The organism is Streptomyces sp. NBC_00322, assembly GCF_036147535.1.
Classification (GTDB): domain Bacteria; phylum Actinomycetota; class Actinomycetes; order Streptomycetales; family Streptomycetaceae; genus Streptomyces.
Map to the genome: position 1 here is coordinate 825,978 of NZ_CP108019.1, position 26,712 is coordinate 852,689.

General features: G+C 69.9%; 22 protein-coding genes and 3 pseudogenes. 12 read left to right on the top strand and 13 right to left on the bottom strand.

Translation table 11 applies throughout. From position 1 onward, the window contains the following. Window positions 1–70 precede the first annotated feature (70 nt). Window positions 71–655, top strand: a complete 585-nt coding sequence (locus OG905_RS03745) for a dihydrofolate reductase family protein (RefSeq protein WP_328666159.1) — start codon at window positions 71–73, stop codon at window positions 653–655. Window positions 656–673: 18 nt separating this feature from the next. On the opposite strand, the pseudogene OG905_RS03750 reads toward OG905_RS03745, so the two are convergent. After that, window positions 674–982: pseudogene (locus tag OG905_RS03750) on the bottom strand (transcriptional regulator); the annotation flags it as partial. Between the two features lie 59 nt (window positions 983–1,041). Next, window positions 1,042–1,248, bottom strand: coding sequence for a hypothetical protein (locus OG905_RS03755; RefSeq protein ID WP_328666160.1), 207 nt, complete (start codon window positions 1,246–1,248; stop codon window positions 1,042–1,044). A gap of 160 nt (window positions 1,249–1,408) precedes the next feature. Here OG905_RS03755 and OG905_RS03760 point away from each other — a divergent pair, with 160 nt between their 5' ends. The 6 genes and pseudogenes from OG905_RS03760 (at window position 1,409) to OG905_RS03785 (ending at window position 8,431) form a co-directional block, all read left to right on the top strand. Beyond that, window positions 1,409–1,849 (top strand): YdeI/OmpD-associated family protein, encoded by a 441-nt coding sequence (locus OG905_RS03760; RefSeq protein ID WP_328666161.1) that lies wholly within the window; start codon window positions 1,409–1,411, stop codon window positions 1,847–1,849. A 37-nt stretch (window positions 1,850–1,886) separates the two neighbouring features. Next, window positions 1,887–2,663 (top strand): annotated as a pseudogene (locus tag OG905_RS03765) (IS5 family transposase). 329 nt (window positions 2,664–2,992) lie between these two features. Further along, window positions 2,993–4,624 carry an alpha/beta hydrolase gene (locus OG905_RS03770; protein WP_328666162.1) on the top strand — a complete coding sequence of 544 codons (1,632 nt, stop codon included), beginning with the start codon at window positions 2,993–2,995 and terminating at the stop codon, window positions 4,622–4,624. Window positions 4,625–4,638: 14 nt separating this feature from the next. Then, window positions 4,639–6,246: an alpha/beta fold hydrolase gene (locus OG905_RS03775; RefSeq protein ID WP_328666163.1), complete on the top strand. Its 1,608-nt coding sequence runs from the start codon at window positions 4,639–4,641 to the stop codon at window positions 6,244–6,246. Between the two features lie 191 nt (window positions 6,247–6,437). Further along, entirely contained in the window at window positions 6,438–6,605 is a 168-nt protein-coding gene (locus OG905_RS03780; RefSeq protein WP_328666164.1) for a hypothetical protein, read from the top strand. Between the two features lie 425 nt (window positions 6,606–7,030). After that, entirely contained in the window at window positions 7,031–8,431 is a 1,401-nt protein-coding gene (locus tag OG905_RS03785) for an MFS transporter (protein ID WP_328666165.1), read from the top strand. A gap of 49 nt (window positions 8,432–8,480) precedes the next feature. On the opposite strand, the gene OG905_RS03790 is transcribed toward OG905_RS03785, so the two are convergent. The 3 genes from OG905_RS03790 to OG905_RS03800 all read right to left on the bottom strand — a co-directional run bounded on the left by OG905_RS03790 (window position 8,481) and on the right by OG905_RS03800 (window position 12,492). Next, window positions 8,481–10,043 (bottom strand): MDR family MFS transporter, encoded by a 1,563-nt coding sequence (locus OG905_RS03790; RefSeq protein ID WP_328666166.1) that lies wholly within the window; start codon window positions 10,041–10,043, stop codon window positions 8,481–8,483. Between the two features lie 13 nt (window positions 10,044–10,056). Then, window positions 10,057–11,526 (bottom strand): multicopper oxidase family protein, encoded by a 1,470-nt coding sequence (locus tag OG905_RS03795; protein WP_328666167.1) that lies wholly within the window; start codon window positions 11,524–11,526, stop codon window positions 10,057–10,059. A 303-nt stretch (window positions 11,527–11,829) separates the two neighbouring features. After that, complete coding sequence (locus tag OG905_RS03800) at window positions 11,830–12,492, bottom strand: class I SAM-dependent methyltransferase (RefSeq protein ID WP_328666168.1); 663 nt, start codon at window positions 12,490–12,492, stop codon at window positions 11,830–11,832. A 172-nt stretch (window positions 12,493–12,664) separates the two neighbouring features. Here OG905_RS03800 and OG905_RS03805 point away from each other — a divergent pair, with 172 nt between their 5' ends. Further along, entirely contained in the window at window positions 12,665–13,708 is a 1,044-nt protein-coding gene (locus OG905_RS03805; protein ID WP_328666169.1) for a ParB N-terminal domain-containing protein, read from the top strand. 100 nt (window positions 13,709–13,808) lie between these two features. Here OG905_RS03805 and OG905_RS03810 read toward each other — a convergent pair whose 3' ends face one another. The 7 genes from OG905_RS03810 to OG905_RS03840 form a co-directional block, all read right to left on the bottom strand. Continuing rightward, entirely contained in the window at window positions 13,809–14,531 is a 723-nt protein-coding gene (locus OG905_RS03810; protein WP_328666170.1) for a response regulator transcription factor, read from the bottom strand. Between the two features lie 14 nt (window positions 14,532–14,545). Further along, on the bottom strand, window positions 14,546–14,956 hold the full coding sequence (locus OG905_RS03815) for a GNAT family N-acetyltransferase (protein ID WP_328666171.1): 411 nt from the start codon (window positions 14,954–14,956) through the stop codon (window positions 14,546–14,548). Continuing rightward, window positions 14,953–16,230, bottom strand: coding sequence for an adenylosuccinate lyase (gene purB / locus OG905_RS03820; protein WP_328666172.1), 1,278 nt, complete (start codon window positions 16,228–16,230; stop codon window positions 14,953–14,955). Before purB ends, OG905_RS03815 begins: the two co-directional genes overlap by 4 nt. 73 nt (window positions 16,231–16,303) lie before the next feature. Next, window positions 16,304–17,821, bottom strand: coding sequence for a glutamine synthetase family protein (locus tag OG905_RS03825; RefSeq protein ID WP_328666173.1), 1,518 nt, complete (start codon window positions 17,819–17,821; stop codon window positions 16,304–16,306). Window positions 17,822–17,824: 3 nt separating this feature from the next. Further along, window positions 17,825–19,210, bottom strand: a complete 1,386-nt coding sequence (locus OG905_RS03830) for an amidase (RefSeq protein ID WP_328666174.1) — start codon at window positions 19,208–19,210, stop codon at window positions 17,825–17,827. Window positions 19,211–19,408: 198 nt separating this feature from the next. Then, window positions 19,409–21,313, bottom strand: a complete 1,905-nt coding sequence (locus OG905_RS03835) for a hypothetical protein (RefSeq protein ID WP_328666175.1) — start codon at window positions 21,311–21,313, stop codon at window positions 19,409–19,411. Next, complete coding sequence (locus OG905_RS03840) at window positions 21,310–21,639, bottom strand: 4Fe-4S dicluster-binding protein (protein ID WP_328666176.1); 330 nt, start codon at window positions 21,637–21,639, stop codon at window positions 21,310–21,312. Before OG905_RS03840 ends, OG905_RS03835 begins: the two co-directional genes overlap by 4 nt. Before the next feature lie 233 nt (window positions 21,640–21,872). On the opposite strand from OG905_RS03840, the gene OG905_RS03845 reads away from it, so the two are divergent. Both OG905_RS03845 and OG905_RS03850 read left to right on the top strand, forming a co-directional pair. Continuing rightward, a complete protein-coding gene (locus tag OG905_RS03845) occupies window positions 21,873–22,658 on the top strand; it encodes a DUF3050 domain-containing protein (protein WP_328666177.1) in 786 nt (261 codons plus the stop codon). 264 nt (window positions 22,659–22,922) lie between these two features. Then, window positions 22,923–23,522: pseudogene (locus OG905_RS03850) on the top strand (sigma-70 family RNA polymerase sigma factor); the annotation flags it as partial. Between the two features lie 105 nt (window positions 23,523–23,627). Here the strand turns inward: OG905_RS03850 and OG905_RS03855 are convergent. Beyond that, a complete protein-coding gene (locus tag OG905_RS03855; RefSeq protein WP_328666178.1) occupies window positions 23,628–25,142 on the bottom strand; it encodes an FAD-dependent monooxygenase in 1,515 nt (504 codons plus the stop codon). A gap of 240 nt (window positions 25,143–25,382) precedes the next feature. Between OG905_RS03855 and OG905_RS03860 the strand changes: the two genes are divergently transcribed. Together OG905_RS03860 and OG905_RS03865 are read left to right on the top strand one after the other, a co-directional pair. After that, window positions 25,383–25,844, top strand: coding sequence for a VOC family protein (locus OG905_RS03860; RefSeq protein ID WP_328666179.1), 462 nt, complete (start codon window positions 25,383–25,385; stop codon window positions 25,842–25,844). Window positions 25,845–25,849: 5 nt separating this feature from the next. Then, entirely contained in the window at window positions 25,850–26,686 is an 837-nt protein-coding gene (locus OG905_RS03865; protein ID WP_328666180.1) for an NmrA family NAD(P)-binding protein, read from the top strand. Window positions 26,687–26,712: the final 26 nt, after the last annotated feature.

The following is a 26,712-nucleotide window of genomic DNA, read 5'->3' on the forward strand; positions in this document are numbered from 1 at the left end:
TTGCCCGTCGCCCCATGCGCGCCACAATCAGTGCGTCATGACTCATGCGACGCGAAAAGGGAGGAACAGCATGGGAAGGATCATCGTCACTGAATTCGTCTCGCTCGACGGTGTCATGGAGGCGCCCGGCGGCGGCGAGGGCTTCAGGTACGACGGCTGGAGCTTCGAGATCGACCGCGGAGAGGACGGCAACCAGTTCAAGCTCGACGAGACTCGGGACTCCGACGCGCTGCTGCTGGGGCGGAGGACCTACGAAGGGTTCGCCGGCGCCTGGCCCTCCCGGGAGGGCGACTTCGCGGACAAGTTCAACAACATGCCCAAGTACGTGATCTCCAAGACCCTCGACAAGGCCGAGTGGAACAACTCGACTGTTCTCAGCGGCGATGTGGCCGAAGAGGCTGCGAACCTCAGGCGGACGCTCGACGGGAACATCGTGGTCCACGGCAGCGCGCAGCTGGTGCAGACCCTCCTCGAACACGATCTGGTCGACGAGCTGCATCTGATGGTCTTCCCGGTGGTCCTCGGGACCGGGAAGCGCCTCTTCGGGGCCACGAGCGACAAGAAGCATCTGCGCCTGGCGGATTCCAAGGTGGTCGGCGACGGCGTCGCCATCCTCACCTTCGAGCGGGCGGAGAGCGCGCCACAGACCCCCTGAGTGGGCCTGTTGCCTCCGCTACGCGGCGAAGCCGATGTTGGTGACGTACTCGTACTGGCCCCACTGCGAGCCGAGGTCTTCGATCTGGTCGATCCAGGCGTCGTCGAGCCCCTGCTCGTCGCCGACGGCCCAGGCCGCGATGATGCTGTCCCAGCGGCGGACGTTGAGCGTGCGGCACTCCACCACGCGCTGGTGGGGGCGGCTCACCTGGGACTGGTTGAGCGGGCGGATCCCGACTCGGGTGCCGCGACCGCGGGCGTTGAGCCTGCCGAGCAGATAGCGGGCAACGTTGTGGCGCCGCACCGTGCGGTAGGCGGCGTCGATCTGACTGTCGACGGGCTCACACCCGGAGCACCGGCGACCTGCGTACGGGACAGGCTCAGCCCCTACCGCAGAGTGCGCCGCTCCTCGGCGGGCGGCAGCGGCACTTCCTGCCAGTCGTCCAGCGTCCAGGCGGTGCGGCCCGCCTGACGGCGCGACACCTGTGTCTGCGTGAGGCCGAGGGCACCGGCAAGCTCGCTCTGCGAGTCGCCCGTGGCGTGCATCAGCGCCGCGACGGTCAACTGCAGCGTCTCCCTCAACGACATCGGCATACGCGAATACTATCGAAATCAAGTGTCTTGCGTCCCGAATATGCAAGGAATGCATCGGGCAAGTCGTCCGCAGGGGGCAGCCGACGCGACACAACCGGCAGCTGGTTGAGACGCTCCCCCGGGCATGACAGCATCCGCACTGCCTGAGGGGAGTGCGGACATGGTGTTCAGAGCCACGGTCGAACCGGCCGGAAACGCCACCGGAATCGAGGTCCCGGCGGACGTCGTCGACGCGCTGGGCGCGGGGAAGCGTCCGGCGGTCGTCATCACGATCAATGGGCACACGTGGCGCAGCCGCGTCGCGGCCATGGGCGGGCGGTTCATCGTCGGGATCAGCGCGGCGAACCGGGCCGCGAGCAAGATCGCCGAGGGTGACGAGGTGGAGGTTGACCTCCAGCTGGACACCGAGCCGCGCGTCGTGGTCGAGCCGCCGGACTTCGCCGAGGCGCTGGATGCCGATCCGCAGCTCCGCGCGGCGTACGACCGTCTCGCGTACACCCACCGGCGCCGCCATGTGCTCGCGATCGAGGGCGCGAAGACACCTGAGACGCGGCAGCGGCGTATCGAGAAGGCCATGACGGCCATCCGTGAGGGCTCCTAGCGCGTGTCTCTTTGATGGGTTGGTCAGTTGATCGGATGTGTCCGTCCGATTAGTGATCACTGATGCGATGTGGAACCGGATCGAGCCGCTGATGCCGGCCGATCCGGTTCGTGGGCGGCGATGGGCCGACCACCGCCGCACCCTTGAAGCCATCGCGTGGAAGTACCGAACCAGTTCGCCCTGGCGGGACCTTCCCGACGAGCTCGGTTCATTCCAGACCGCTCACAAACACCTGATCAGGTGGGCCGTTGACGGTACCTGGGAGCGGATCCTCACCGCCGTTCTGGCCGCAGCGGACTCCGACGACGACATCGACTGGACCGTATCTGTGGACTCCACCGTCGTTCGGGCCCACCAGCACGCCGCCGGCGCACGGAAAAGGGGGCCGTCGATCGCGCCGAGCCCGCCGACCATGCAGTCGGACGCTCACGCGGCGGGCTGAGCACCAAAGTCCACCTGGCCGCGGGACGGTCTGGCCCGGCCACTGGCATTCACCGTCACCGCAGGCCAGGCCGGGGACGCACCGGCCTTCGAGACGGTGATGGCCGCCATCCGGGCGCATCTGCGGCGTCGCGGAATCCGAGCGGTCATCCCTCAACCATCCGACCAGGTGGGCCACCGCCTGCGGCGAGGCCGTCGAGGCGGCCGGCCGCCCGCCTTCGACACCGAGACCTACAAGCAACGAAACACCGTCGAACGCTGCATCGACCGCCTCAAACAGTGGCGAGGCCTGGCTGCACGAACCGACAAACTCGCCATCGCCTACCAAGCCGCACTCCACCTGGCCAGCATCCTCATCTGGACTCGACGCTGACCAAAAAAGACAGAACCTAGTCCACGCTACGGGGTGGTCCGAGGACGTACATGCGGACGACGCGGCGGCAACGAAGCGCGCGCCGCCTGCTCGGGCATACGGCTGAGTGACCACCGCCGGAGCGGGGGTGGCTCCGCCCCCGGCCGACTGGGTACCAGGGACAGCCCCCGGTCCGAGGTGGGGCTGCTCCAAGTGGAGGCGACGAGTGGTGGAAGCCCTTGCCCGAACGCAGGCTGGCGTACGCGCCCTGCCCGGCCATGCGGCGGGGCGCAGCCATGCCAACCGTCCCCCGACCGGAGTGGCCAGGGACGTCAGAGAGACGAGATCACATGGCGGAACACGACATCGGCCCCGGACCCCTGCCCTCCTTCTCCGGGACCGGGACGCCCGTACAGAGTCGGGATCGACACACCCATCCACGACGCAGCCGGAGGGCGCGTACGAAGGCGGCGGTCCTCGCCGCATGTCTGGGTGCCCTCGGTGCGATCGGGACCGCGCCGAGCAGCGCCCAGTCGCCGCCTGTCGGCGGGCCACCGTCGGGGCATCTGGCACGGTTCGTGCCGGGCCCCTGCCCACAGACGCCCGCGCCGGTTCCCGGGCGGTGCGGCTTCCTGGAGGTCCCCGAGAACCGCGAGCGCCCCACGGGACGGACCATCCGGCTGGCCGTCGCCATCATCCCGGCAGCGTCGAAGACGCCGGCCGCGGACCCCGTGGTGTTCATGGAAGGGGGTCCCGGCGGAGACGCGTTCGGAGCCATCCCCTTCCTGATCGACTCCGACGTGAACCGCGACCGCGATCTGATCGTCGTGGCCCAGCGCGGCGCCCTCCACTCACAGCCGAACCTCGCCTGCCCGGAGATGGACCGGTTCAACGCGACCGCCGTGGGCCTGCGCTACGACGCGCCGTCCACCGGACAAGGGCTGGTACGCGCGGCGAAGGAGTGCCGGGACCGCCTGACGGCCGAGGGAAACGACCTCACGGCCTACAACACCACCGAGAACGCCGCGGACTTCGCCGCCCTCCGCAAGGCACTGGGCATCAAGAAGTGGAACGTCTACGGCTACTCCTACGGCACCGACCTGGGCCTCACCTACCTGCGCCGACACCCCCAGGGCATCCGCTCGCTGGCGATCGACTCGGTCGTGCCGCCACAGATCGTGAGCCTGCCGTGGGCCTGGGACAGCGCCCAGGAAGGGATCAACGCGATCTTCGCGGCGTGTAAGGCCCAGCCCGCCTGCAAGTCCCGCTACCCGGAGCTCTCCCGCACCCTCACGGAGCAGGTCCGGCGGCTGGAGGCGAACCCCCTGACGCTGGCCGTACCGCCGCCCGGTGGCGGAACCCCGGTGAAGGCCGTCCTCGACGGGGGCACGCTGGTGAACCTGCTGGTCGCCAACGGCCGACTGGTACCGGCCGTCGACGTCCCCGCGGCACTCTACGAACTCGCCGACGGCAATCCGGAGCGCCTCGCGCGGGCCCAGGCCGCCGGGGCGACGCCCGCCATCGGCGAGTTCGCCCACGGGCTGACGCACTCGGTGGCCTGCGCCGAGTGGGCCCCGGGCTTCTCGAAGCGCGACGTGCTGAAGGCGGGTCGCCGGGCCTTCCCCGGATGGCCGGACTCAGTGCTGGCCCACGCACCGCAGCTGCCCTTCGAGCACGACCTGTGCCGCGTCTGGAACGTCCCGGACCGCACCGCGGTCCAGAGGGTGGCCACCCACAGCAAGGTGCCCGCACTCGTCATCACCGGAACCTTCGACGCGAAGACCGGGGCGAGCTGGGGGCCGTTCACCGGCCGCACGCTGCCCCGCTCGACCGCCGTGGTGATTCCCGGGATCACCCACTGGGTGGTGCCCCAGGAGCCCTGCGCCGCGTCGGTCCTGCGCTCCTTCCTGGCGCGGCCGACCGCGCCCGACACCGGCTGCGTGCCGGAAGTCGAACCCAAGCCGTTCACCATCATCCCCTGACTGGAGTACGCGCGATGTCCCCTGGTACGACCCCCAGTCGGCGCCCCGCGCGACGGCTCCCGGCAACGCTGGCCGGAGCCGCGGCCGGCGCTCTCGTCGTCGGCCTCGCCGCGATGCCCGCACACGCCCGTTCCGGCACCGACGGCCCGATCGGCACGGTCGCCCGTACGGTGGGCGACGCCCACTTCGAACCGGGCCCCTGCCCCAGGACGGCGGACCCGATCCCCGATCTCGCGCGCGCCCACTGCGGCACCCTCACCGTGCCCGAGAAGCGTTCCAGGGCCCAGGGGCCCAGGAGCCACGACGGGCGCAGGATCACCCTCGCTGTCGCGATCATGCCCGCGGAGAGCAGCCGTCCCGCGCCCGACCCGATCGCGTGGCTCGCCGGCGGCCCCGGCGACGACGCGGTCTCCGAGATCCCGATGGCGCTCGCCGGCAACCTGAACCGCGACCGCGACGTGATCTTCATGTCCCAACGCGGCACCTACTCGGCCGACCCGGAGCTCACCTGCCCCAACATCGACCAGTTCAACGCCCGCGCCCTCGGCCTGGTCTCCAACGCGCCGTCCACCGGGCGCCTGCACGTCGAGGCGACCCGGGCCTGCCGCGACCGTGTGGACGCCCAGGGCGCCGACCGCAGCACCTACAACGACATCGAGAGCTCGGCCGACTACGACGCCCTGCGCAAGACGCTGAGTGTCAAGAAGTGGAACGTCTTCGGGATCTCCTACGGCACCCATCTGGCGCTCAACTACATGCGCCTGCACCCGAAGGGCATCCGCTCGGTCGGCATCGACGGCATCCTGCCGCCGTCCATCGCCGGCGGGGCCGTGACCTGGAAGGCCGCACGAGAGGGTTTCGACGGCCTGTTCAAGGCGTGCGAGGAGCAGCCCGCCTGCAACACCCGCTACCCGAACCTGAAGGCCACCTTCCTCCGCCTCGTCAGCGAGCTGGAGGCCGACCCGATCACCACCACCGTCACGGTCCCGGTCCACCCGGAGCCGGTGAAGGTCGTGCTGGACGGGGGCAACCTGGTCACCTGGCTGACCTCGGCCACCCACGTGGCGGCCGGGGTGCCGCGTTCCATCGACGAACTGGCCCACGGCAACCCGCAGCGGATCGCCGAGCAGCTCGCGGGCGGCAAGTACAGCCCGCAGGCCATCGGAAGGGTCGCCCACGGGCTTGTCTACGGCGTCTTCTGCAGCCAGTGGACCCCGTACGAGAGCCGGGCCGACATCATCCGGGGCGGACTCCGCGCGTTCCCGTCGTTCCCCCGATCGATGCTGGCCAACGCCCCGCAACTCGCCTGGCTCCACGACGACTGCCGTGCCTGGGACGTCCCCCCGGCACCCCCGTCGGTCCGTGACGTGACCCGCAGCGACATCCCGACCCTCGCCCTGTCCGGCGGGTTCGACGCCCAGACGGCGCCGAGCAACGGGGCGTACGTCGCCCGTACGCTGAGTCGCTCCACCGCCGTCACGGTCCCCTACGTCGCCCACGTGGTGTTCGCCGACTCGCGGTGCGCGCAGACGATCACCGCGTCGTTCTTCGCCCGTCCGACCGCGCCGGACACCAGCTGCCTCGCGGGACTCCAGCCGCCGCAGTTCGAGATCGCACCGTAAGGCGCTTGCGTGGGCGACCGCCGCCCACGGTGGCGGAACCGCCGGGGCCCGCATCCACCATGGTGGTGGATGCGGGCCCCGGCGGTGCTGGCCTACAACACCAGGCCGGTGCGACTGCCGTTGTCGGTGCGGGTGCCACGCCCTGTCACCGGCTCGCGTCGGGTGGGAGGGACAGGTCGGCCCAGACGGTCTTGCCCTGGTCGTCGGGCCTGGGGCCCACGCTCACGATCGCCGCCGCCTGGCCCTGCCACCAGCCGTCCCAGCCTCTGCTGGACGCCTACGCCGCAGACCCCGGCCCTGGCCGGACTGCCGACTTCACCGACGTCGAACGCCAGTCCATCGAGATCAATCTTTCCTGACTGCTCGCCCGCGCCGAAGACGCACCACTGGGAGCGGGCCCCATCGGCAAAGTCAGACCCCGCACCGAGCAGGCACAGCCACGCGCTGGAACCACTTCTCATGTGCGCCGTCGATGTGACCAAACCAGCGATAGCGCACACCCCACCTCGCCGCCATCCTCATCCGGACGCGGCGCTGACCAAAGAGACAGAACCTAGGTCCCGTCCGGCCGGGGGGCGAATCGGCCGTCCGGCCGGGACTCAGCGTGTACGGCGCCACGGCCGCGCTGATCGCGCACCAGCAGGCTCTGACGCGGCGGGTGAGCTTCACTCGGGATCCGCTTGATTCTCCGCGCGGCCGATCGGGGTTCGACGGGCTCTCGAGCGCGTCCGGTCATGGTGTCGAGGCATCGTCCACCGCCCCGCTCCCCGTCTGGAGGCTGCGCATGTCAGCGCAAGTGTCGGTTCAACCAGTGCCGCAGGCGGCCGCCGTGCGCCCGGCGCGCAGGGCGCGTCCCGGTGTCGCGCTGGCGGTCATCGCCTGCTGCAACGCGATGATCCAGCTCGACGACCCGATCGTGAACATCGCGCTGCCCGGCCTGCGCGAGGGGCTGGGCCTGTCCGCCGTCGGCGCTGCCTGGGTCATCAACGTCTATCTGCTGGCCTTCGGCGGACTGCTGCTGCTCGGCGGCCGGGCCGGTGACATCCTCGGGCGGCGCAAGGTGTTCCTGGCCGGGGTCGGGCTGTTCACCGCGGCCGCGATGCTGCGTGGGGTGGCTCCGTCCGGAGAGTTCCTTGTGGGCGTACGCGCCGTCCAGGGAGTCGGTGCCGCGCTGGCCGCGCCCAGTGGACTGGCCCTGGTGCTGAGTATGTTCGCCGAAGGGGCGCCGCGGCGGCGCGCGATCGCCGTGTGCACGGCGGTGGGGGCAGTCAGCACGGCCGGGGGCCTGCTCCTCGCGGGGGCGCTGACCTCGCTGAGTTCCTGGCGGTGGGTGTTGTTCCTCAATGTGCCGCTGGGACTGGTGATTTTGGTACTGGCGCCGTTCGTCATCGAGGAGACCGCACGCAGCCTGGGCCGCTTCGACCTCGCGGGCGCACTGGTGTCGGCCCTCGGAGCCGCCTCGCTCGTCTACGGGCTCGCCCAGGCCGCCGAGCGCTCGTGGAGCGATCCGGTGGTCGTGGGCTGCGTCCTGGCCGGTGTGGCGCTGCTCGTCGTCTTCGTCGGCATCGAACGGCATGCCGAGCAACCCATCGTCGTGCTGCGGCTGTTCGCGGACCGCGACCGTGTCTGTGCCTATCTGGGCACGCTCGCCATTCCGGGCGCGCTGATCGGTACGTACTTCTTCTTGAACCAGTTCTTCCAGAAGGAGAGCGGCTGGGGCCCGCTCACCGCGGCCGCCGCGCTGGTCACCCTGCCGGTCACGATGGCGGTGACGGCCGTGTTCGCGGCGCGGCTGACCGAGCGCATCGGCGCGAAGCAGGTGATGGCGATCGGAGCCGCGCTGCTGCTCAGCGGGAACCTGTGGCTGACCCAGCTGTCCGCCACGAGCGGCTACTGGGATGCCGCGCTGCCCGCGCTGGTGATGCTCGGCGCCGGGATGGCCCTCTGTGTTCTGCCGCCCACGGTGCTGGCCACCTCGGGGCTGCGCCCCGGCGAGGTGGGCGCCGCCGCCGGTGTTCTCAACTCCCTGCAGAGCGTGGGCGGTTCACTGGGCCTGGCGATGCTGGTCACGGTGTCGACGCACAGCGAGGGGATGTCCGCGGCCTTCCTGACCGGTTCCGCCTTTGCCGCGGTCGCGCTGCTGGCCGCGCTGTGTCTGCGCCGGCCGGGCACCCTCAAACGCTGACCGCGGCCGGGCCGGGTGCCGCCGTCGAGCCCGCGCCACCCGGCCCGCCTCAGACAGCCGACGCGGTCGTACGTGTGCGCCCAGGCGCGGCACCTCCGCCCGCACCACCTTTGAGCGGGACCTCCTTGACGCAGAGCGCCGCGAGGAACGCGATGACCGCGACCGCGGAGCCGAGCAGGAAGGCGGAGTGGGTCCCGGCGGAGACCGCGTACTGGTACGCCGCGCGGGTGGAGGCGTCCAGCTTCGCCAGGCTCGCCGCGTCCAGCTGGGCCCCGTGCAGTGCGGCTCCGTCGCCGACCCGCTCGGCCATCACGTCCTGGACCCGGTGGTTGAAGATCGCCCCCATGATCGCGACACCGAAGGAGCTGCCGAGCGTACGGAACAGCGTGATCGAGGAGGACGCGACGCCCATGTCCGCGTTTCCGACACTGTTCTGCGCGATCAGCATGACGATCTGCATCAGAAAACCCATGCCCGCGCCGAGCACCGCCATGGAGAGGCCGGAGGTCAGGCGCGAGGTCCCGGTGTCCATCTGGGCCAGCAGATAGAGCCCGGCGACCATCAGTGCGCTGCCCGCGATGGGGAAGATCTTGTACTTTCCGCTGCTGCTGGTCGCCCGGCCCGCGAACAGCGAGACGAGCATCATCGACACGAGCATCGGCAACAGCAGCAGACCGGAGTTGGTTGCGGACGCGCCCTGCACCGACTGCTGGAACAGCGGCAGGAACAGCACCGCGCCGAACATCACGAACCCGGTCAGGAAACCGGTCACCGACATCAGAGCGAAGTTGCGGGTGCGGAAGATGTGCAGCGGCACGACCGGATCGGCGGCCTTCGTCTCCACGAACAGGAACGCGGCGAGCGCGGCGGCGCCGAGGGCGATGAGCCCGGTGATGGTGGCCGAGCCCCAGGCGTACTCCGTACCGCCCCAGGTGGTCACCAGCACGATCGAGGTGATGCCCACGGTCAGCAGCCCGGCGCCGGAGTAGTCGACGCTGGAGCGGGAGCGCTTTACGGGCAGATGCAGGACCGCACTGATCATGGCGAGGGCGATCGCGCCGAGCGGCAGGTTGATGTAGAAGGACCAGCGCCAGCCGAGGTGGTCGGTGATGGTGCCGCCGACGAGCGGTCCGCCGATCATGGCGAGCGCCATCACGCTGGTGATCATGCCCTGGTACTTGCCGCGTTCCCGCGGCGGAATCAGTTCGCCCATGATCGCCATGACGCCGACCATCAGACCGCCCGCCCCCAGGCCCTGGACGGCGCGGAAGCCGATCAACTGGCCCATGTCCTGGGCCATTCCGCTGAGCGCCGACCCGATCAGGAAGATGACGATCGCGACGAGGAAGGTGCCCTTGCGGCCGTACATGTCGCCGAGCTTCCCCCAGACCGGGGTCGAGGCGGCGGTGGCGAGCGTATAGGCGGTCACCACCCACGACAGATGCTCCAGCCCGCCGAGTTCACCGACGATCGTCGGCATCGCGGTGCCCACGATCATGGTGTCCAGCATCGACAGCAGCATCGCGATCATGAGCGGGAGCAGCACGACGCGGACACTGCGGGGGCGCGCCGCCTCGTCAACGGCGGCCGGTTTTCCGGCTGTTGCCTCCATCCTGGCCACTCCCCTAAGCGATCTTCATGGTCGCCATCATGCCCATCGCCGAGTGGTCCAGCATGTGGCAGTGATAGACGTAGGCGCCCCGGTAGGTGTCGAACGTCGCCTGGAGCTTGACGGTTTCGCCGGGCATCAGCATCACTGTGTCCTTCAGGCCCACCTCGCCGGGATCCGGCTCCTTCCCGTTCCGCTCCAGCACCCGGAACTGCACCAGGTGCATATGGAAGTTGTGGGGCACGATCTTGTTGGGATTGGTGACGGTCCAGATCTCGCTGGCGCCGTGGCGCACCAGGGAGTCGACGCGGTCGGGGTCGTAGGTCTTGCCGTCGATGTACGCCTTGGGCGGCGTGGTGCCGCCCTCGTCCATGCGCAGCTCGATGCTGCGCTCCGCCGTGGCTTCGGGAAGGGGGCGCAGGGTGCGCAGCACCGGCGGGACGACGCTGGGGTCGTGGGCGGTGCGGGTGACATCGAACCTCAGCACCTGGCCGATCTGGTCCGCCGGTCCCGAGCCGGTGGTGTTCTGCAGCACCAGCTGCGTACCGACCGGGTAGCGCGAGAAGTCGATGACCACATCGGCGCGTTCACCGGCCGAGAGATAGACGGAGTCGGTGGTGTGCGGGCCGGGCAGCAGGCCGCCGTCCGAGCCGATCTGGACGATCGGGCCGCCGTCGGCGAGGCGCAGCCGGAAGGAGCGCGTATTGGCCGAGTTCAGCAGCCGGAAGCGGTACTTGCGGGCGGCGACGGCGGCATACGGGTAGGGCACGCCGTTGGCGAGGAGCGTGGTGCGGTTCCTGTCGCCCATGACGTACACGAGCTGACCGGACTCGTCGAGGTGCGCGTCGCGTATCGCTATCGGTATGTCGTACGCCCCCGAGGGCAGCGGCAGCCGCCTCTCGGTGTGGTCGGTGAGCAGGTAGGAGCCGGACAGGCCGCGGTAGACGTGTTCGGACTCCATGTGGTGTGCGTGGTCGTGGTACCAGAGCGAGGCGTGTGGCTGATGGTTGGGATAGACATAGGTGCGTCCGGCACCTGGGGCGATGGTGTCCATCGGGGCGCCGTCGCTGCGGTGCGGTACCGAGGCGCCGTGCAGATGGACCGAGGTGGGCATGTCCAGCTGGTTGCGCTGGCGTACGACGACGGGGCGGCCGGAGCGCGCCTTGATGGTGGGGCCGGGAAAACTGCCGTTGTAGGTCAGCACCTCGGCCGGCTGTCCGGGGACGATCTCCTTGACGGCCCGCCGCATGGTGACGGCATACACGTCGACGCCGCCCGCCGTCGAGACGGGCGCGAGCACCGGCGGGACGGGCAGGGCGATGCGGAAGGGCTCCACCGCCATGCCCGCCGCACCGGCCTGTGCCTGCGGGACGGTGGTGCCCGCCCTGGCGCTGTGCGCGGTGATCATCGGGGTGAATGCGGCACCGGTGAGCCCCGCGCCGATGGCGGCGAGGCCGGCGCCGAGCACATTGCGTCGGGTGACCATGGTTCCTCCAGGAGGCTTGTCAATGGGCGCGCCGGCCGAAGTGCAGCAGGAACCACTCGTGTGCCGCTGGTGCGGTTCGTCCTCCCGGGACCTAGGGCCTGTCGTTTGGATCAGGCCGGATCAGTGAGCGGGGTCTGGTGCGTGCGATCGCAGGCCGGAGGATGGGGGTCCCCCCGCCGAAGGCAGGGGGAGAGCCGACGCGGAGCGTCGGCGACCGACGCAACGCAGCGAGCGTGCGTGCCAGGGCACGCGAACCCGGCAAGATCCAAACGACAGGCCCTCGTCTCGTTCGCCCCCGGGCCGTCACCGGGACGCGGTCTGCGTGATGCGCCAGAGACGACGGGGCAGATCCCCTTCCTCGAAGGCGTGGACCTCGTCGAGAGTCCAGTCGGCGGCGAGAGAGTCGACCAGGTCGCGGGGGAAGAAGTGCACGGCGAAGCCGCCGTGCTCGTAGATGTCGTCGCCGTGGGAGGTGCCCTCGCCGTAGTGGGCGTCACCGGTATGTCTCACGGTGTAGACGAAGACCCCTCCCGGTCTCAGCACCCGGCGGACCTCACCGACCAGGGCACGGATCTCCTCCGTGGACAGGGCCATGCACAGCAGCATGTGCGCGAAGACCGCGTCCACGGAGGCGTCCGGCAGGGGGAACGGGTCCCGGACGTCGTGTTCCACGGTGGTCACCCGTTCGGCGACATCCTGGGCCCGGGCGGCGGCGCGCAGCTGGTCGAGGCCGACGGCGCTGAAGTCGCCGGCCTGAACGGTGAAGCCCTCGCGGGCGAAGTACAGGGCGTCGCGGCCGTGCCCGGCACCCAGCTCCAGCACATGGTGCGCCCCGGCCGCCCGGAACACCTGGGCGGCGTGGACCGCGGGATCGGATGGCTGCTCTCCGTACATCCCGGGGTGGGCGGCGTAGGTGTCCTGCCAGTGCGCGCGCTGGGCCTCGGCCAGTTCCTTCTCGTCCGCCACGGGTTCCATCTCCTGATGTATGTGCAGGTCAGCCCCCATCCTAGGGACGCATCAGTCGTCCGTCAGTGCGGCGTCAGCCCCTGCCGGAAGGATCGACTCTGTCAGAAAGTGTCAGAAAAGGACCGCCCGAAGAGGCAGCGACGCAGCCCGATCGCGCCATTGAGGAGTCGCGGTGATTGCCCATCAGCTTGTCCGAGCGCACGAAGGCAGCAGTTCGGACTCCTTGCTCGCCCTGCGGGACAAGGCCTTGCACGACGCTCCGGTGGAGCTGGTGTCGCTCGGCGATCTGCTGGTCTCCTACACCCCCCGGGTGGCGGGAGTCGACGGCGAATACGTCCTGGCGCTGGCCGAGTTGGAGGCGGAGCTGCCGCCGATCCTCGTGCACCGCTCGACGATGACGGTCATCGACGGGCTGCACCGTCTGCGCGCCGCCGCACTGAAGGGGCGTGAGCACATACGGGTCCGTTTCTTCGACGGAGCCGAGGACGACGCGGCCCTTCTCTCGGTGGCCATGAACGTGGCCCAGGGGCGTCCGCTGTCCATGGCCGACCGGACGGCAGCCGCCGGGCTCATCTTCGCCTCGCGCCCGCACTGGTCGGACCGGGCCGTCGCGGCCGTGGCCGGTCTGTCCGCGAAGAAGGTGTCGGAGATTCGCCTGACGGCCGCGGGCACGCTTCACTGCGAGCGCAGGGTCGGCCTGGACGGCCGGGCCCGGCCGCTCAACTCCGCGCACGGGCGTGAGCTCGCCGGCCGGCTGATCAAGGACGACCCCGCGGCCTCGCTGCGGACCATCGCCAAGAAGGCCGGGATCTCCCCCGCCACGGTGGCGGATGTACGGGACCGGCTGCTGCGGGGTGAGGACCCCGTTCCGCCGAGGCAGCGGGGCATCGCGGCGGTGGAGCGCAGGCCGCAGCGGCAGGCTCCGCGACCGGCGCAGCCCCGGGAGCCGGAGGCCAAGTCGCCCGGCGAGCTGTTCATGATCTTCGACTCGCTCCGGCGGGATCCGTCCCTGCGCCTCAACGAGGTGGGACGCAACGTACTGCGCATGCTGGACGCCTGCTCGCTGGTCGCCAAGGACCGGCAGACGATCATCGCGAACCTGCCGCCGCACTGCAAAGGGCAGATGTCGGAGCTGATGAACGGGTACGCCGAACTCTGGCGGCTGTTCGCGGACGAACTTCAGGGATGCGAGGAGCTCAAGGGCCGCACCTGGTGACCTCCCACCGCTCGCCGGCGAACCGACCGCACGGACAAGCCCGCCGCCGGAAGCAGAACTCCCGGCGGCGGGCTGTACGTTGCCGTGCACACGCTCGGCGTCACCCGCTCCCGATCTTGAACCCCACTCCCCGCACAGTGGTGATCCAGCCGCTGTCACCGAGCTTGCCGCGCAGGCTGCTGACATGCGTGTCCAGGGTGCGCCGGGACCACGAATCCCCCCACACCTGCTGCAGGAGCAGCCTGCGCGGGATGACGGTGTCGGGATGGGCGGCGAGCAGGCACAGCAGGTCGAACTCCTTGCGGGTCAGGGCGACGACATGGCCGTCCACGCTTACCTCGCGAGCGGCGGCGTCGATGCACAGCCGGCCGTGCCGGATCTCTCCCGCGGCCGCCGGCTGCCACTGGGCGCGGCGTACGACGGCCTCGATACGGGCCATGAGTTCCCGGAATCCGTAGGGCTTGACCACATAGTCGTCGGCGCCCGCCTGAAGGCTGAGCACACAGTCGAGTTCGGACTCGCGGGCGGTGACGATGATGACCGGGACATGACTCATCGAACGGATCGCCCGGCAGACCTCCAGGCCGTCCAGATCCGGCAGTTCGAGGTCGAGCAGGACCAGATCGGCGTCCTCGTACGCCTTGAGGGCAGCGCCGCCGCGCTTCACGCTGACGGGCTGGTGGCCGTGCCGTCGCAGCCGGTTCACCAGCAGCTCCGCGGTGTCGGCGTCGTTGTCGACGACCAGGATCCGCCGCCCGCCGCGGTCGGGCAGCTGATCCTGCTGATCAGGTGTATGAGACTCCAGCAGCGCTTTCGACGACATCCCCCCACGCCTCCCTACGGGTTGAGGACCCAGGCGGAGTGGTGCGGGACGAAGCCGATGTGCGGGTAGTACTCGGCCGCGGCCGGTGCCGAGAGGAGCACGATCTTCGCGTCCGGCGCCTCCTGGCGCAGCGCCTCGATCAGTGCGCGGCCGATCCCGGAGCGCTGGTGCGCGCGGGCGACCGCGATGTCCGAGAGGTAGGTGACATAGCTGAAGTCGGAGACGGCGCGGGCGATGCCGATGAGCTCGCCGTCCACGCGCGCGACCAGCACGAGGTTGGCGCGGCGCACCATCGCCGTGAAGCGCTCCCGGTCCTCGATGGGGCGGCGCTCGCCCAGTCCCGAGGCCCGGTACACCTCCAGGACCTCGTCGATGTCCAGGTCGGCGCCGTCGACGCGTTCGGTCTTCCAGCTCGTGACAGTCATGAAAGGGCCTCCAGACGGGTGCGGATCACATCGTGGTTGACAAGGAAGCGCTGCGGCCCGAGCCCGATCCCCGCGGCGATGCCCTCCTTCGCGAGGGTGTCACCGAGGTGTTCGCCACAGACTGCGGTGCGGTTCGCGGCGGCCTGCACCGCCCGGTAGGCCTTCTCCCGCTCCACACCGTCCTGGAGCAGGTCGGCGAGGACCGCCGAGCTGTACACGAGACCGTCCGTCTGCTCGACGTGCGCCCGCATGCGGTCCTCGAAGACCGTGAGTGACTGGACCAGGTCGGCCGCCGCCGTGGCCTGGAAGTGTCCGACGGACAGGCTGTCGGGCAGGATCACCCGCTCGACCGACTGGTGGGCCAGATCCCGCTCGTGCCACAGCGCCACGTTCTCCAGTGCCGTCGTCGCGTATCCGCGCAGCAGCCGTGCCAGTCCGCACAGGCGCTCGCTGGTGGTCGGGTTGCGTTTGTGGGGCATGGCGCTGGAGCCCTGGTAGGCGGCGGTGCGCCGTTCCTCCACCTCACGTACTTCGGTGCGCTGCAACAGCCGTAGTTCCAGGGCGATCTGCTCGACGCAGGCGCCCAGTGTCGCGACCGCCTGTACGAGTTGGGCGTGGCGGTCGCGGGAGACGACCTGGCTGGGGGCCGGCTCGATGCCCAGGCCGAGTTCCTGGCAGACGTGGCGTTCGACGAACGGATCGATCAGCGCGTAGGTGCCCACCGAGCCGGAGACGGTGCCCACGGCAACGGCCTCCCGGGCGGCCGCCAGCCGGGTGAGCGAGCGGTCGACGGCGAACGCGAAGCCGGCGAGTTTGTGCCCGAACGTGGTGGGCTCCGCGTGTACCCCGTGGGTACGGCCGACGATCACCGTGTTCCAGTGTTCGAGCGCCCTGTCCACCAGGATCTTACGCAGCCGCTGTCCGGCGCCGGTCAGCAGATCGGTCGCGCGGGCCAGGGTGTGGCCGAGGGAGGTGTCCACCAGATCGTAGCTCGTCATCCCGAGGTGGACCCAGCGCGCGGACTCGTCCGGCATGTCCTCGCAGTAGGCTGCGAGGAAGGAGAGGACCTCGTGGTCCCGCTCCTTCTCGATCTCGGCCACCCGTGCCGCGAGCGGCACGCGTGCCCGGCGCATGTCCTGGACCGCTTCGTCCGGCACCCGCCCGAGGTGCACCTGTGCCTCGGAGGCGAGGATCTCCACCCGGACCCATGTCTCGTAGCGGGACTGGTCCGAGAAGAGGTCCGCCATCTCGGGCAGTGTGTAGCGAGGAATCATGACGGCCTGCATCCCCTGGGGTCGTGGTGGACTGGCAACGCTCAAGCGGTTTCTGCCGGAGCTCGCGCGACGGTCAGTACGTCTCGAAGTACTCGCGCTGCTCCCATTCGGTGACCTCGCCGTCGGCGGGCCGCTCCTGCTCGCACCAGGCCTCGAACCGGGAGACCTCGCTCTCCTTCAGCTTGACCAGGCACTGTGCGAGCGGCGTACCGAGCAGCTCCGCCGCCCGGCCGCCGCGGAAGGCGTCCAGGGCCTCGCGCAGGGACTGGGGCACGGTCCGGTGCGGGTCCGTGTCCTGGGTGCCGGGTGCTGCGGGGCGGTCCGGCTCGGGCGCGCCGGTGATTCCGGTCAGGCCCGCGAACAGCTGTGCGGCGATGGTGAGATACGGGTTCGCGCACGGCTCGCCGACCCGGTTCTCGATGTGGGCGGAGGCGCCGGTTCCCACCACCCGCAGCATGGCGCTGCGGTCTTCCAGGCTCCAGCCGATCCGGGTGGGAGAGAGGGAGAAGTCGGCGCTCAGGCGGCGGTAGCCGTTGACGGTCGGTACGGACAGCAGACAGAAGTCGCGGGCGCGGGCGAGCAGCCCTTCGGCGTAGCCCTTTCCGTCCGGAGACATGCCGCCCGAGAAGCCTTCGGCGCAGAACAGGTTGCGTCCCGTCCGCTCGTCCCGCACGGACTGGTTGAGGTGCCAGCCGCTCGGGTCGAAGCTGTCGATACGGGGCAGCGACATGAACGAGGCGTGGTATCCGCGCCGCGCGGTCCACTGCTTGGTGACGGTCCGGAACAGCACCATCGCATCGGCCGTGTCCAGGGCGGTCATCGGGCTGAAGGTCGTCTCGACCTGTCCCGGTCCTGATTCGTGCTCCATGGACCGCAGCGGCAGGCCGAGCGCGCCCAGGTGCAGGGCGAGCGGGTCGGTGACATGGGCGACGGTGTCGTACATGCCCTCGCCGTTGAACTGGTAGCCGGAGTTCAGCGGCTCCACGAGCGGCGCGGATCCCTGGGTGCCGAAGCCGTTGCCGCTGTGTCCCGGCGGGCCGCCAAGGCGGCGGGTGAGGTACCACTCGACCTCCAGGCCGAGGGCCGGGGTGAGTTCCCGCTCCGCGTACTGGCAGAGCACGCGGCGCAGCACATTCCTGGCGGAGAGCGGGTGCGGTGTGCCGTCGCGGAGGTACTCGTCGCCCAGGACCCAGGCGGTGCGCGGCTCGCTGCCCGGGAGCAGTTGGAACGTCGACGGGTCGGGGACGAGGATGAAGTTGCCCGCGCCGGCGATCTCGTCGACGCCGATGCCGGGGTCGCCCAGAAAGTCGACGGCGACCGCGTGGCCGGTGTCGAAGAGGAACGGGCCCGGGCTGAAGTTCATGCCGTTGCGCAGCACGGTACGGAATGTCTGTGCGCTGAGCGTCTTGGAGCGGGCGAGCCCGTGCGGGTCGCAGAAGACGAGGCGGACGAGGTCGACCTCGTCGAGGCCCGCTTCGATCTGCTCGGCCGCCTGCGTCTGCTGGTCGTTCCACAGGCCGAGTTCGGCGGCGAACGAGGGGCGCCCCACGCTGCCTTCCGCGTACAGGGGGGAGAACGAGCGGGAGTACATCGGCTACAGCATCCTCTCGGTGACGCGGACCGGCGCCGGGGCGAGTGCCCCGAGCTCCGCCTCGATACGTAGGGCGGTGGACAGGACCAGGTCGTCCGCCCCCACGGGCCCGACCAGTTGGAGTCCCACGGGCAGTCCGGACCGGGTGAGCCCGGCCGGCATCGACAGGGCGGGCTGGCCGGTCATGTTGAACGGGTAGGAGGCGGGCGCCCAGGCCAGCCAGAGCAGATCGCCGGGATCGGCGGCCCAGGTGGGGCCGATCGCCTCGGCGTCGAACGGCTCGACGGGGACGGTGGCCATCGCCAGCAGGTCGAAGCGGTCCATCACCGAACGCAGGGTGGTGCGCAGCGAGTGCCGCACCTCCTCGGCCCGCATCACCGTCGCGCCGCTGACGGTGCGTCCGTGCCGTACGACCGCGAGGCGGCCGAAGTCGATCCACTCCTCGTCCCCGGGTGCGGTGGTGGCGGCCTCCGTCGCGGCGACGATGTCGACGAGGGCCGGGTAGATGTCGCGGCAGCGCACTTCGACCCGCTCCAGCCGGTGGCCCTGTTCGGCGAGGACGCTCCACGCCCGCTCGCTGACCCTGCGGACCTCTTCCGAGGTTCCCGCGTACTCGATCCAGCCAACCCTCATGCTCCTCGCCTCCCGGGGCGCGTCCAGCGAACCGAGACCCGAGTCCGGGTCGCTGCGGTCCGGACCCGCGAGCACCGCCGCGAGCTCCATGACGTCCGGCACGTTCTTCGCGATTGGCCCCAGATGGGCGAGCCGCTCGGCGCCGGAGGGAACATAGGGGACGCGGCCGAACGAAGGCTTGTATCCCACAACCCCGCAGAACGCGGCTGGAATCCGGATCGAGCCCGCTCCGTCGGTGCCCAGCGACGCCGAGCACAGCCCTGCCGCGAGCGCGGCCGCGGCGCCTCCGCTGGATCCTCCCGCCGTGCGCGCGAGGTTCCAGGGGTTGCGGGTGGCAGGAGCGACCCGGCACACGGTGCTCGCGCTCCAGCCGTACTCCGACGTGGTCGTCTTTCCCACCACGATGGCGCCCGCGGCCCGCAGCCGGGCCACGGCCGGCGCATCGATGTCCGGACGCGGATTGTCCAGCAGGGATCCTCGGGTGGTGGGCAGGCCCTCGGTCTGGATGAGGTCCTTGACCGAGACGGTGACCCCCAGCAGAGGCGTCTCCTGCCAGGCGGCCGGGCCGAGTTCACGGATGCGCGCATCGGCCTGTTCCGCAGCCATGAGAGCTTCGTCTCCCGCCACCGCGATGAAGGCTCCCACGTCGCCGTCCCTGTCGCGGATGTCGCTCAGGACCGACTGGACATGCTCGGCGACGGAGGTCTCCCCCTGCTGGAGCATCTGTCGTGTCCGGCTGATGCCGGGTGCGCTCATCGGGCTCTCCTCATGGTGCGGCGGCCTAGGGAGTTTCTTCGAAGTAGCGTCGTCCGCCCGAAGGGCGGGCCTGGCGGCGCCTGTGCGTGCGATCGCAAGGCGGAGGAAGGAGTCCATGCGGAGCATCGGCGACTGACGACAACGCAGCGAGCGTGCGTGCCAGACGCCGCCAGGCAGACGGGACTTTGAAGACACGACCTAGGTGCCCGCGATGGTCGCCCAGTGCCAGGCGGAGTCGAAGGAGGTGACCTCGATGCCCTCGCCCTCGGCGACCAGGCGGGCGGCGCTGCTCGTCGCCCGGGCGACGAAGGCCGAGGTGCGGTGGGCGGCGAGTACGTCCTGCTCGTCGAACGGCGGGCCTTCGCAGCGCAGCAGCCGCAGGTCCATGAATCCGTTGAAGGCTCGGTCCAGGACGTCGACCGCCTGCGGGCTGCGAATACTGAAGCGCACCCGGTTGGCTACGTGACCGTGATGGTGCTGGTCGGAGTAGAAGGCGATGTCCGGGATCGTGGGCGGCACGAAATGGTCGCGGGCGGTCACTTCGGGGACTTTGGGAAGGTTCCCGGCGATGAAGTGCCAGGAGTTGTACTGCATACGGGAGGACATCGCCCAGGCCGTGTCGGCGAGTTGGGCGGTGGAGCCGGCGAAGTACCGTCGGGCTTCGGGCAGCGCCACGACACAGCAGAAGAAGTCGGTGATGCCCCACTCGGTGATCTCGGCCCAGTCCTGCGCGCGCAGGGCCTGGATCAGCCGGGGCAGCGAGCGTATTCCCCGGCTCATGGCGAAGTCGGCCCGGAATGCCTGCGCCGACGCGGAGACGGCCTCGTACACCAGGGATTCGAGTCCGGTGCCGAAGCTGCCATGCGGCTGCGTGAGCCAGCCCGGCGACGCATGAACCTCCGCGCCGAGTTCGTCCAATGTGGCGCCGTTGAGCGGAAGTTGCTCGCGAAGACGGGCACAGAGGGCTTCCTCGCGCAGCCGCGCTCCTTCGCCGTACGGCGCGGCGACCCGCTCGATCTTGTGCATCAGGGCGCCGTGGATCTCCCGGTAGAGCTGAACGCTCTTGGCGACCTGCTGACGCCTCTCACGCAGCGCACCGGCGAGGGCGTCGAGATCCTCGACCCGGGCCGAGGCCGCGGGAGGAAGCGCGTGCCCGTCCAAGGCGCTGTTGTAGTTGCGCCGTGTCCGCTCCAGCAGCAGAGCGATGTGATCGAGGCTCAGCTGTGTCCCGTTGGCCTCCTCGATACGCCCGAAACCCGCCGAGCGCACGAGCAGGGTGAGGCAGACGACCATCACCGCGTCGTTGTCCGACCACAGCTGGAGCGGCAGGCCCTGAAGACTGCTCAGTGAGCAGTCCGGATGCCCGGGCCACAGTGTCTTGCCCGTCACCGTGTTGCGGTCGCGGAAGTTCGTGTACTGCTTGTCCTCCTGGTAGAGGACGAACGGGGCGGTGCGCAGGGCGGCTTCCTTGAGCTGCCCCAGAAGCTCGCTCCGGCCCGCCGGGCCGGCCGAGGAAAGCCAGGCGCGGCAGTCCGCCGCCGCCCCGGCGAGCCGGGCCGTCGCACGCTCCAGCTCGCTGCGGTAGTCCAGCAGGTCCTGGCCCGACCACGGCACGCGCAGGCTGCCTCCGACCAGTTGCTCCCTGCCGGCCAGCGGGCCCTGGGAGGGGACGCGGACCACGATCCGGCCGCTGGTGGTCAGCCCGAGCTCGCCGAGGAACGCCGGCTGCTCACCGGTGCCCGCGGCGGGGCCGTTGTTCTGCTCGCCGGGGCGCCAGGTCAGGCCGCACAGCACCTTGAGCGCCGCCTCGTCCGCAGTGCGCAGCGCGCGCAGCTGGATGTCGGCGGGGACATGGCCGCCGAGGGTCAGGAGCGTGTCCACTGCGGTGCGCAGATCCGGGGCCTGGACCGCCTGCTGCCAGGCGCGCTTGAGCAGTCCGGCAAAACCCGCGTCCTCCTCGGACACGCGGTCCGGCTTGGGGGTGGCTCCCGCGGGCACGCCGAGACGGCTGGGCCTGCGGCTCTGGCGCTTCTTGGCAAGCAGCGCCCGACGGGACGCGCCGCCGCCCGCCGATGCGGCGCTGTGCTCGGCGGGGGCGGTCATGCCGCACCGCCGGCGGTCAGCTCGATGTGGTTCCACATGTCGTCGTCGGTGGGGGTCCAGTCCTCGTCGACGTAGATGCAGTCGACGGGGCATTCCATGACGCACACCGGGCAGCCCGAGCACAGTTCGGGAATGATGACGACGTCGAGACCACGGTCGAATATGGCGCCGAACTCGGACGGGCAGCTGCGCAGGCAGGTGTCGCACGTGATGCATTCCGACGTCTCGATACGGCGTGGTGCTTTCTTCCATGATTCGCCGCGGGAACGGGCGGAAATCCGCTCGTCACGCCCGGGCCGTGCAGCCGGCGAAGCGTTCTCACTCACGTGAATTCACCCTTCTGGAACCAGTTGCTTCGATCGTGGCCGAATCTTCTCCATGGCTCCACGAGTGACCCTCGCGGCCGGCTGGAGTCGGCAAAAAGGCTCACGGCCCGGACTGTTCAACCGCGGAAACAGAGCAGTTGAACACCAAGTCTCTTTACTGTTGCGGCAATCAGTGAAGGGCATCCATAGTCTCCGCTGAAGGAGAAACATTCCTTAAACGGAGGAGGCTTTCAGTGTCACGTTACGACTGGGGCAAAGAGAATCCGGAGATCGCCAAGCTGCGTAAGGTGATTGACGACGCGCGCCTGGACGTCATCAAGCACCCGATTTACACCCGACTGAAGACGCTCCAGGACGTCAACACCTTCAACGAGACCCACGTATTCGCGGTCTGGGACTTCATGTCCCTGCTGAAGAACCTTCAGCGGAACCTGACCTGCGTCCAGGTGCCGTGGGTGCCGCAGGGCTCGTCGGAGAGCCGGCGCCTGATCAACGACATCGTTCTGGTCGAGGAGAGCGACGAGCTCGGCGACGGGTTCATCAGCCACTTCGAGCTCTACGTCAACGGCATGGAGGAGGCCGGGGCCGATGTGAAGCCGATCCATGACTTCCTCGACCGGATCCGGCGCGGCGAAGGCGTGCGCGAGGCGCTGGTGAACGCTCCCGTGCCGTCGGCGGCCGCCACCTTCGTCGCCAGCACCTGGGACTTCATCGAGAACGCGGCACTGCACTGCCAGGCGGCGGCGTTCGCGTTCGGCCGCGAGGACCTCATCCCCGAGATGTTCGACCAGGTCATCAAGATCGACGACCAGGGCGGCAGGCTGGCCACGTTCCGTGAGTACCTCGCGCGCCACATCGAGGTGGACGGCGAGCAGCACACCCCGATGGCCATGGCGATGGTGGCCGACCTGTGCGGCGACGACCAGGCCAAGTGGGACGAGTGCGCCGACACCGTCGTGGCGGCACTGAAGGCCCGAGTGGCGCTGTGGGACGGAATCCTGACCGAACTCGACTCCTGATCCACGCCCGCTCGAGATTCGGTACAGAGGCACGCCACCGGACAGCATTCCGGTGGCGTGCCGGGCATTCTACGAAGGCGCCCGCGGCAATTCGGGCGCCGTGCAGTCGATGGGTCATGGATGAGCAGGCACCGGGTTTCCGGCCACACAGAAAAATGCCCGCCGAGCGCCAGCACGAAGAATTCCGGCCACCTCCGAGGAGAGAAAACCGGCCTAGAGCCGACCGGATCACTGAACGCCGAGGTGTCTATCGTGATGTCGACCGTGTACGAGTGCGAATGGCTGGCCGCGCGGTTCGAGGAGAACCGGCCGCGGCTGCGCGCCATGGCCTACCGGATGCTCGGTTCACGCAGTGAGGCCGAGGACGCGGTCCAGGAGGCGTGGCTGCGGCTCCACCGCTCGGACCCCGACACCGTCGAGAACCTGAGCGGCTGGCTCACCACGGTCGTCGGCCGGGTGTGCCTGGACATGCTGCGCTCGCTCGCGGCCCGGCGCGAGGACCCGCTCGAAGAGCTCGCGTGCGAGCCGCTCGTCAGCCTGGTGAAGGGCGCCGACCCCGAGCGCGAAGCGCTGCTGGCCGACTCGATCGGTCTGGCGCTGCTGGTGGTTCTGGACACCCTGGACCCCGCCGAGCGCCTCGCGTTCGTCCTGCACGACATGTTCGCCCTGCCCTTCGAGGCCATCGCTCCCATGGTCGACCGCACCCCATCGGCCGCGCGCCAGCTCGCCAGCCGCGCGCGGCGCCGGGTCTCGGGTACGGCTCCGGTGCGCGACCTGCCGCGCCAGCACCGGGCCGCCGGCGCCTTCCTCGCGGCGGCGCGCGGCGGCGAGTTCGAGGCGCTGCTCACCGTCCTGGCCCCCGACAACCCTGTCCCGCAGCTGCGTTAGGGCAACGCAAGAACACCGAGGCCGCGAACCTGGTTCGCGGCCTCGGTTCTTTTCTTCCCGGGGGAGGAAATACGCCCCGGCTCAGGATGCGGCGGTCACGGCCTCCGAATCCCGGGACTGCGCATTCGTCCCCGCCGCACCGAACCAGCGCCGCAGAGCCTCCTGCAGATCGCCGCCGTCCGGCGCGGCCCAGATGACGTGTCCGTCCGGGCGGACCAGCACCGACTCCGACACGGGCTGCCCGGTGGCCCCTTCGACCGGGACCCAGGTGGCCGCCACCACGTCGACCCGGTCCGACCACGGGGCGGCGAGCTTGCCCGCCTCGCCCGACGAGCCGGCGTCGATGAGCACGCCCCGGCCCCGGTGCAGCAGTTGCACTGCCTTGGTGCGGGTGCCGTCGGCGAGTTGCAGCTCGCGGTCGGGCCGCAGGCGCAGCCCGAGCAGCGGGTGCCCCGATGCGCCGACGTCGTATCGGACTTCGAGCCCGCTGACCATTCCGGCCAGGGCGTGTGCCGCCTCCGGGATCTGCGCGAGCTCGCGCATGACGCTGCGCACCGGCTCCATCTCGTCGCCGGTGAGGTAGAGCTGCGACTGGGCGAGTGTGCTGCGCAGAAGGCGCTGCCCCACCGGGTGCCGTTCGGAGTGGTACGTGTCGAGCAGACCGTCGGGCGCCCAGCCGTTCACCGTGGCGGCGAGCTTCCAGCCGAGGTTCACGGCGTCCTGGACGCCGACGCTCAGGCCCTGCGCACCGGCCGGGACATGGATGTGGGTCGAGTCTCCGGACAGGAGCACCCGGCCGCGCCGGTACTCGGCGGCCTGGCGGGTGGTGTTGGTGAAGGCGCTCACCCAGCGCACGTCGGCATCGTGCACGGACTGGCCGGTCAGGCGCTGCCAGGAGTCGGCGACCTCGGTGAACGTCACCTCGCCGTTCTCGCGCGGGGGCTGTCCGTCGGGGTGGATGATGATCCGGTCCACGCCCTCCTCCAGCCGGATCGCCATCACCATGCCGCCCGGCACCCGTTCGCCGACGGGCCGCGGACGGATGTCGCAGCCGGCGATGTCCGCCACGTACATGCCCCGGGTGGCGGGGATGCCGGGGAAGTCGATGCCGGCCAGCCGGCGCACCGTGCTGCGGCCGCCGTCGCAGCCGACGAGATACTGGGCCGTGCGCTCGCTGCGGCCCTGTGGCCCCTCGGTCACGACCACGATGCCGTCGTCGCTCTCGCGGAAGTCGACGACCTCGTAGCCGCGCTGCACCGATGCGCCGAGGTCCGTCACCCAGGCTTCGAGCATCGCCTCGATGCGGTACTGGGGGACGCCCCGTATGCCGAAGTGGATGTCGTCGAGCTTGTCGAAGTCGACGCGTACGCCGCCGAAATGTCCTTGGTTGCCGATTTCGATCTCGCCGAGGCCCCCCAGCAGCCCGCGCTGGTCGAAGACCTCGTACGCGCGCCGCGTGAAGCCGACTCCGCGCGATTCCCCGCTGGGAGCGGCTCGCTGCTCGCAGACGACGACATCCACTCCCCAGAGCCGTAGCTCACCGGCAAGCATCAGTCCGACTGGTCCGGCACCGGCAATGATGACACCAGTTCCCATTTCTTTGTCCTCCCGGCTGAGATACATAACTCCAAGAGTGGCCGTCATCGGATTGTGGAGCAACCAGCCGAATGACCAGGGGTGTTCAACTGCTTCTTTTCCGCAGTTGAACACAACGGAGTCGCGGTTACGGTCATGTGCGGGAATTGCATTGCCTGTACGCGTTCCCGACGGCGACACCCTGCCGGAATACTTCTCACACAGCCGACCGGTACATCAGCCCGAAAAGGAGCAGCCACGATGTCTGCCGTTCCCCCGCAGAAGCTCACCACGTTCTGGGCGTTCGAGAAGGACGCCGAGGAGGCCGTGACGTTCTACACGTCGGTGTTCGAGGACTCCGAGGTGCTCCACACCATCCGGGCCCGCGCCGATGAGCCCGGCTGGAGTGAGGGGACCCTGCAGCACGCCGTCTTCTCGCTCGGCGGCCGGCAGTTCATGTGCATCAACATCCCGCCGGCCGGAGCGCGTGGTCACGATCACGCTCCGTGGGACACCTACCGCTTCTCCGGCGCGACGGCGACCTACGTCCAGTGCTCCAGCGACAGCGAGTTCGACCGGCTCTTCGCCGCGCTCTCCGAGAAGGGCGAGGTCGTCATGCCGGTCGGCTCCTACGGGTTCAGCGCCAAGTTCGCCCTTGTCGAGGACCGGTTCGGGATTTCCTGGCGCCTCAACCTGTCCGCGCCCACATCAGCCGACCGGTAGTAGTCATGATCCTGGTAACCGGAGCAACCGGCCACGTGGGCAGGCACATTGTGAGCGGGCTGCTCGCGGCGGGCGAGAAGGTGCGGGCCCTGAGCCGCACCCCGGGCAGCCGCCCCTGTCCGCCCGGGGTGGAGGTCCTGCCCGGCGACCTGAAAGAGCCCGGGACACTGGCGGCCGCGCTCGGCGGCGTCGACAGCATGTACCTCTTCCCCGTGTTCGGCGCGGTCCCCGACGCGGTCGAAGCCGCGCGGCAGGCGGGGGTGAAGCATGTGGTGATGCTGTCCTCGCAGGCCATCGAGTACTCGGCAGGAGATCCGCACCTGGCGTGCGAGGAGGCGGTGAAGGCCTCCGGGCTGTCGTGGACCTTCGTGCGCACCGGCGCGCTCATGGTCAACGACCTCCACTGGGCGGGGCAGTTCGCCGGAGAAGGGGTGGTGCGCGGCGGGTCCGGAAAGGCCCCCCTGGCCCCCATCGACGAACGCGACATCGCCGCGGTCGTGGTGAGGTCCCTGCTCACCCCACGGTCCGGCACGGTGCACACGGTCACCGGGCCGCAGTCGCTGACCCAGGTCGACCGGGTACGGATCGCCGGCCAGGTCCTGGGGCGTACGGTGCGGTTCGAGGAGCTGCCCCGCGAGCACGTGCGGAAGCAGATGACCGCTCATTTGCCGGCCGCCCTGGTGGACGAACTGCTCGACCACCGGGCCTCGCTGGTGGGCACCACCGCCGAGGTGCTGCCGACGGTCGAGCAGGTCACGGGGCGCGCGCCCTACACCTACGCCGAATGGCTCGCCTACCACGAGGCGGACTTCCGCCCCGCACAGCAGGCCGCAGGGCACTGATTCTCAATTCCCCGAGCACTGTGAGG

Bases quoted from the DNA above. Each gene is read 5' to 3' on its own strand.
- OG905_RS03745 (WP_328666159.1), top strand. From the start codon at position 71: ATGGGAAGGATCATCGTCACTGAATTCGTCTCGCTCGACGGTGTCATG.
- OG905_RS03755 (WP_328666160.1), bottom strand. From the start codon at position 1,248: ATGCCGATGTCGTTGAGGGAGACGCTGCAGTTGACCGTCGCGGCGCTG.
- OG905_RS03760 (WP_328666161.1), top strand. From the start codon at position 1,409: ATGGTGTTCAGAGCCACGGTCGAACCGGCCGGAAACGCCACCGGAATC.
- OG905_RS03770 (WP_328666162.1), top strand. From the start codon at position 2,993: ATGGCGGAACACGACATCGGCCCCGGACCCCTGCCCTCCTTCTCCGGG.
- OG905_RS03775 (WP_328666163.1), top strand. From the start codon at position 4,639: ATGTCCCCTGGTACGACCCCCAGTCGGCGCCCCGCGCGACGGCTCCCG.
- OG905_RS03785 (WP_328666165.1), top strand. From the start codon at position 7,031: ATGTCAGCGCAAGTGTCGGTTCAACCAGTGCCGCAGGCGGCCGCCGTG.
- OG905_RS03790 (WP_328666166.1), bottom strand. From the start codon at position 10,043: ATGGAGGCAACAGCCGGAAAACCGGCCGCCGTTGACGAGGCGGCGCGC.
- OG905_RS03795 (WP_328666167.1), bottom strand. From the start codon at position 11,526: ATGGTCACCCGACGCAATGTGCTCGGCGCCGGCCTCGCCGCCATCGGC.
- OG905_RS03810 (WP_328666170.1), bottom strand. From the start codon at position 14,531: ATGTCGTCGAAAGCGCTGCTGGAGTCTCATACACCTGATCAGCAGGAT.
- OG905_RS03815 (WP_328666171.1), bottom strand. From the start codon at position 14,956: ATGACTGTCACGAGCTGGAAGACCGAACGCGTCGACGGCGCCGACCTG.
- purB (WP_328666172.1), bottom strand. From the start codon at position 16,230: ATGATTCCTCGCTACACACTGCCCGAGATGGCGGACCTCTTCTCGGAC.
- OG905_RS03825 (WP_328666173.1), bottom strand. From the start codon at position 17,821: ATGTACTCCCGCTCGTTCTCCCCCCTGTACGCGGAAGGCAGCGTGGGG.
- OG905_RS03830 (WP_328666174.1), bottom strand. From the start codon at position 19,210: ATGAGCGCACCCGGCATCAGCCGGACACGACAGATGCTCCAGCAGGGG.
- OG905_RS03835 (WP_328666175.1), bottom strand. From the start codon at position 21,313: ATGACCGCCCCCGCCGAGCACAGCGCCGCATCGGCGGGCGGCGGCGCG.
- OG905_RS03855 (WP_328666178.1), bottom strand. From the start codon at position 25,142: ATGGGAACTGGTGTCATCATTGCCGGTGCCGGACCAGTCGGACTGATG.
- OG905_RS03860 (WP_328666179.1), top strand. From the start codon at position 25,383: ATGTCTGCCGTTCCCCCGCAGAAGCTCACCACGTTCTGGGCGTTCGAG.
- OG905_RS03865 (WP_328666180.1), top strand. From the start codon at position 25,850: ATGATCCTGGTAACCGGAGCAACCGGCCACGTGGGCAGGCACATTGTG.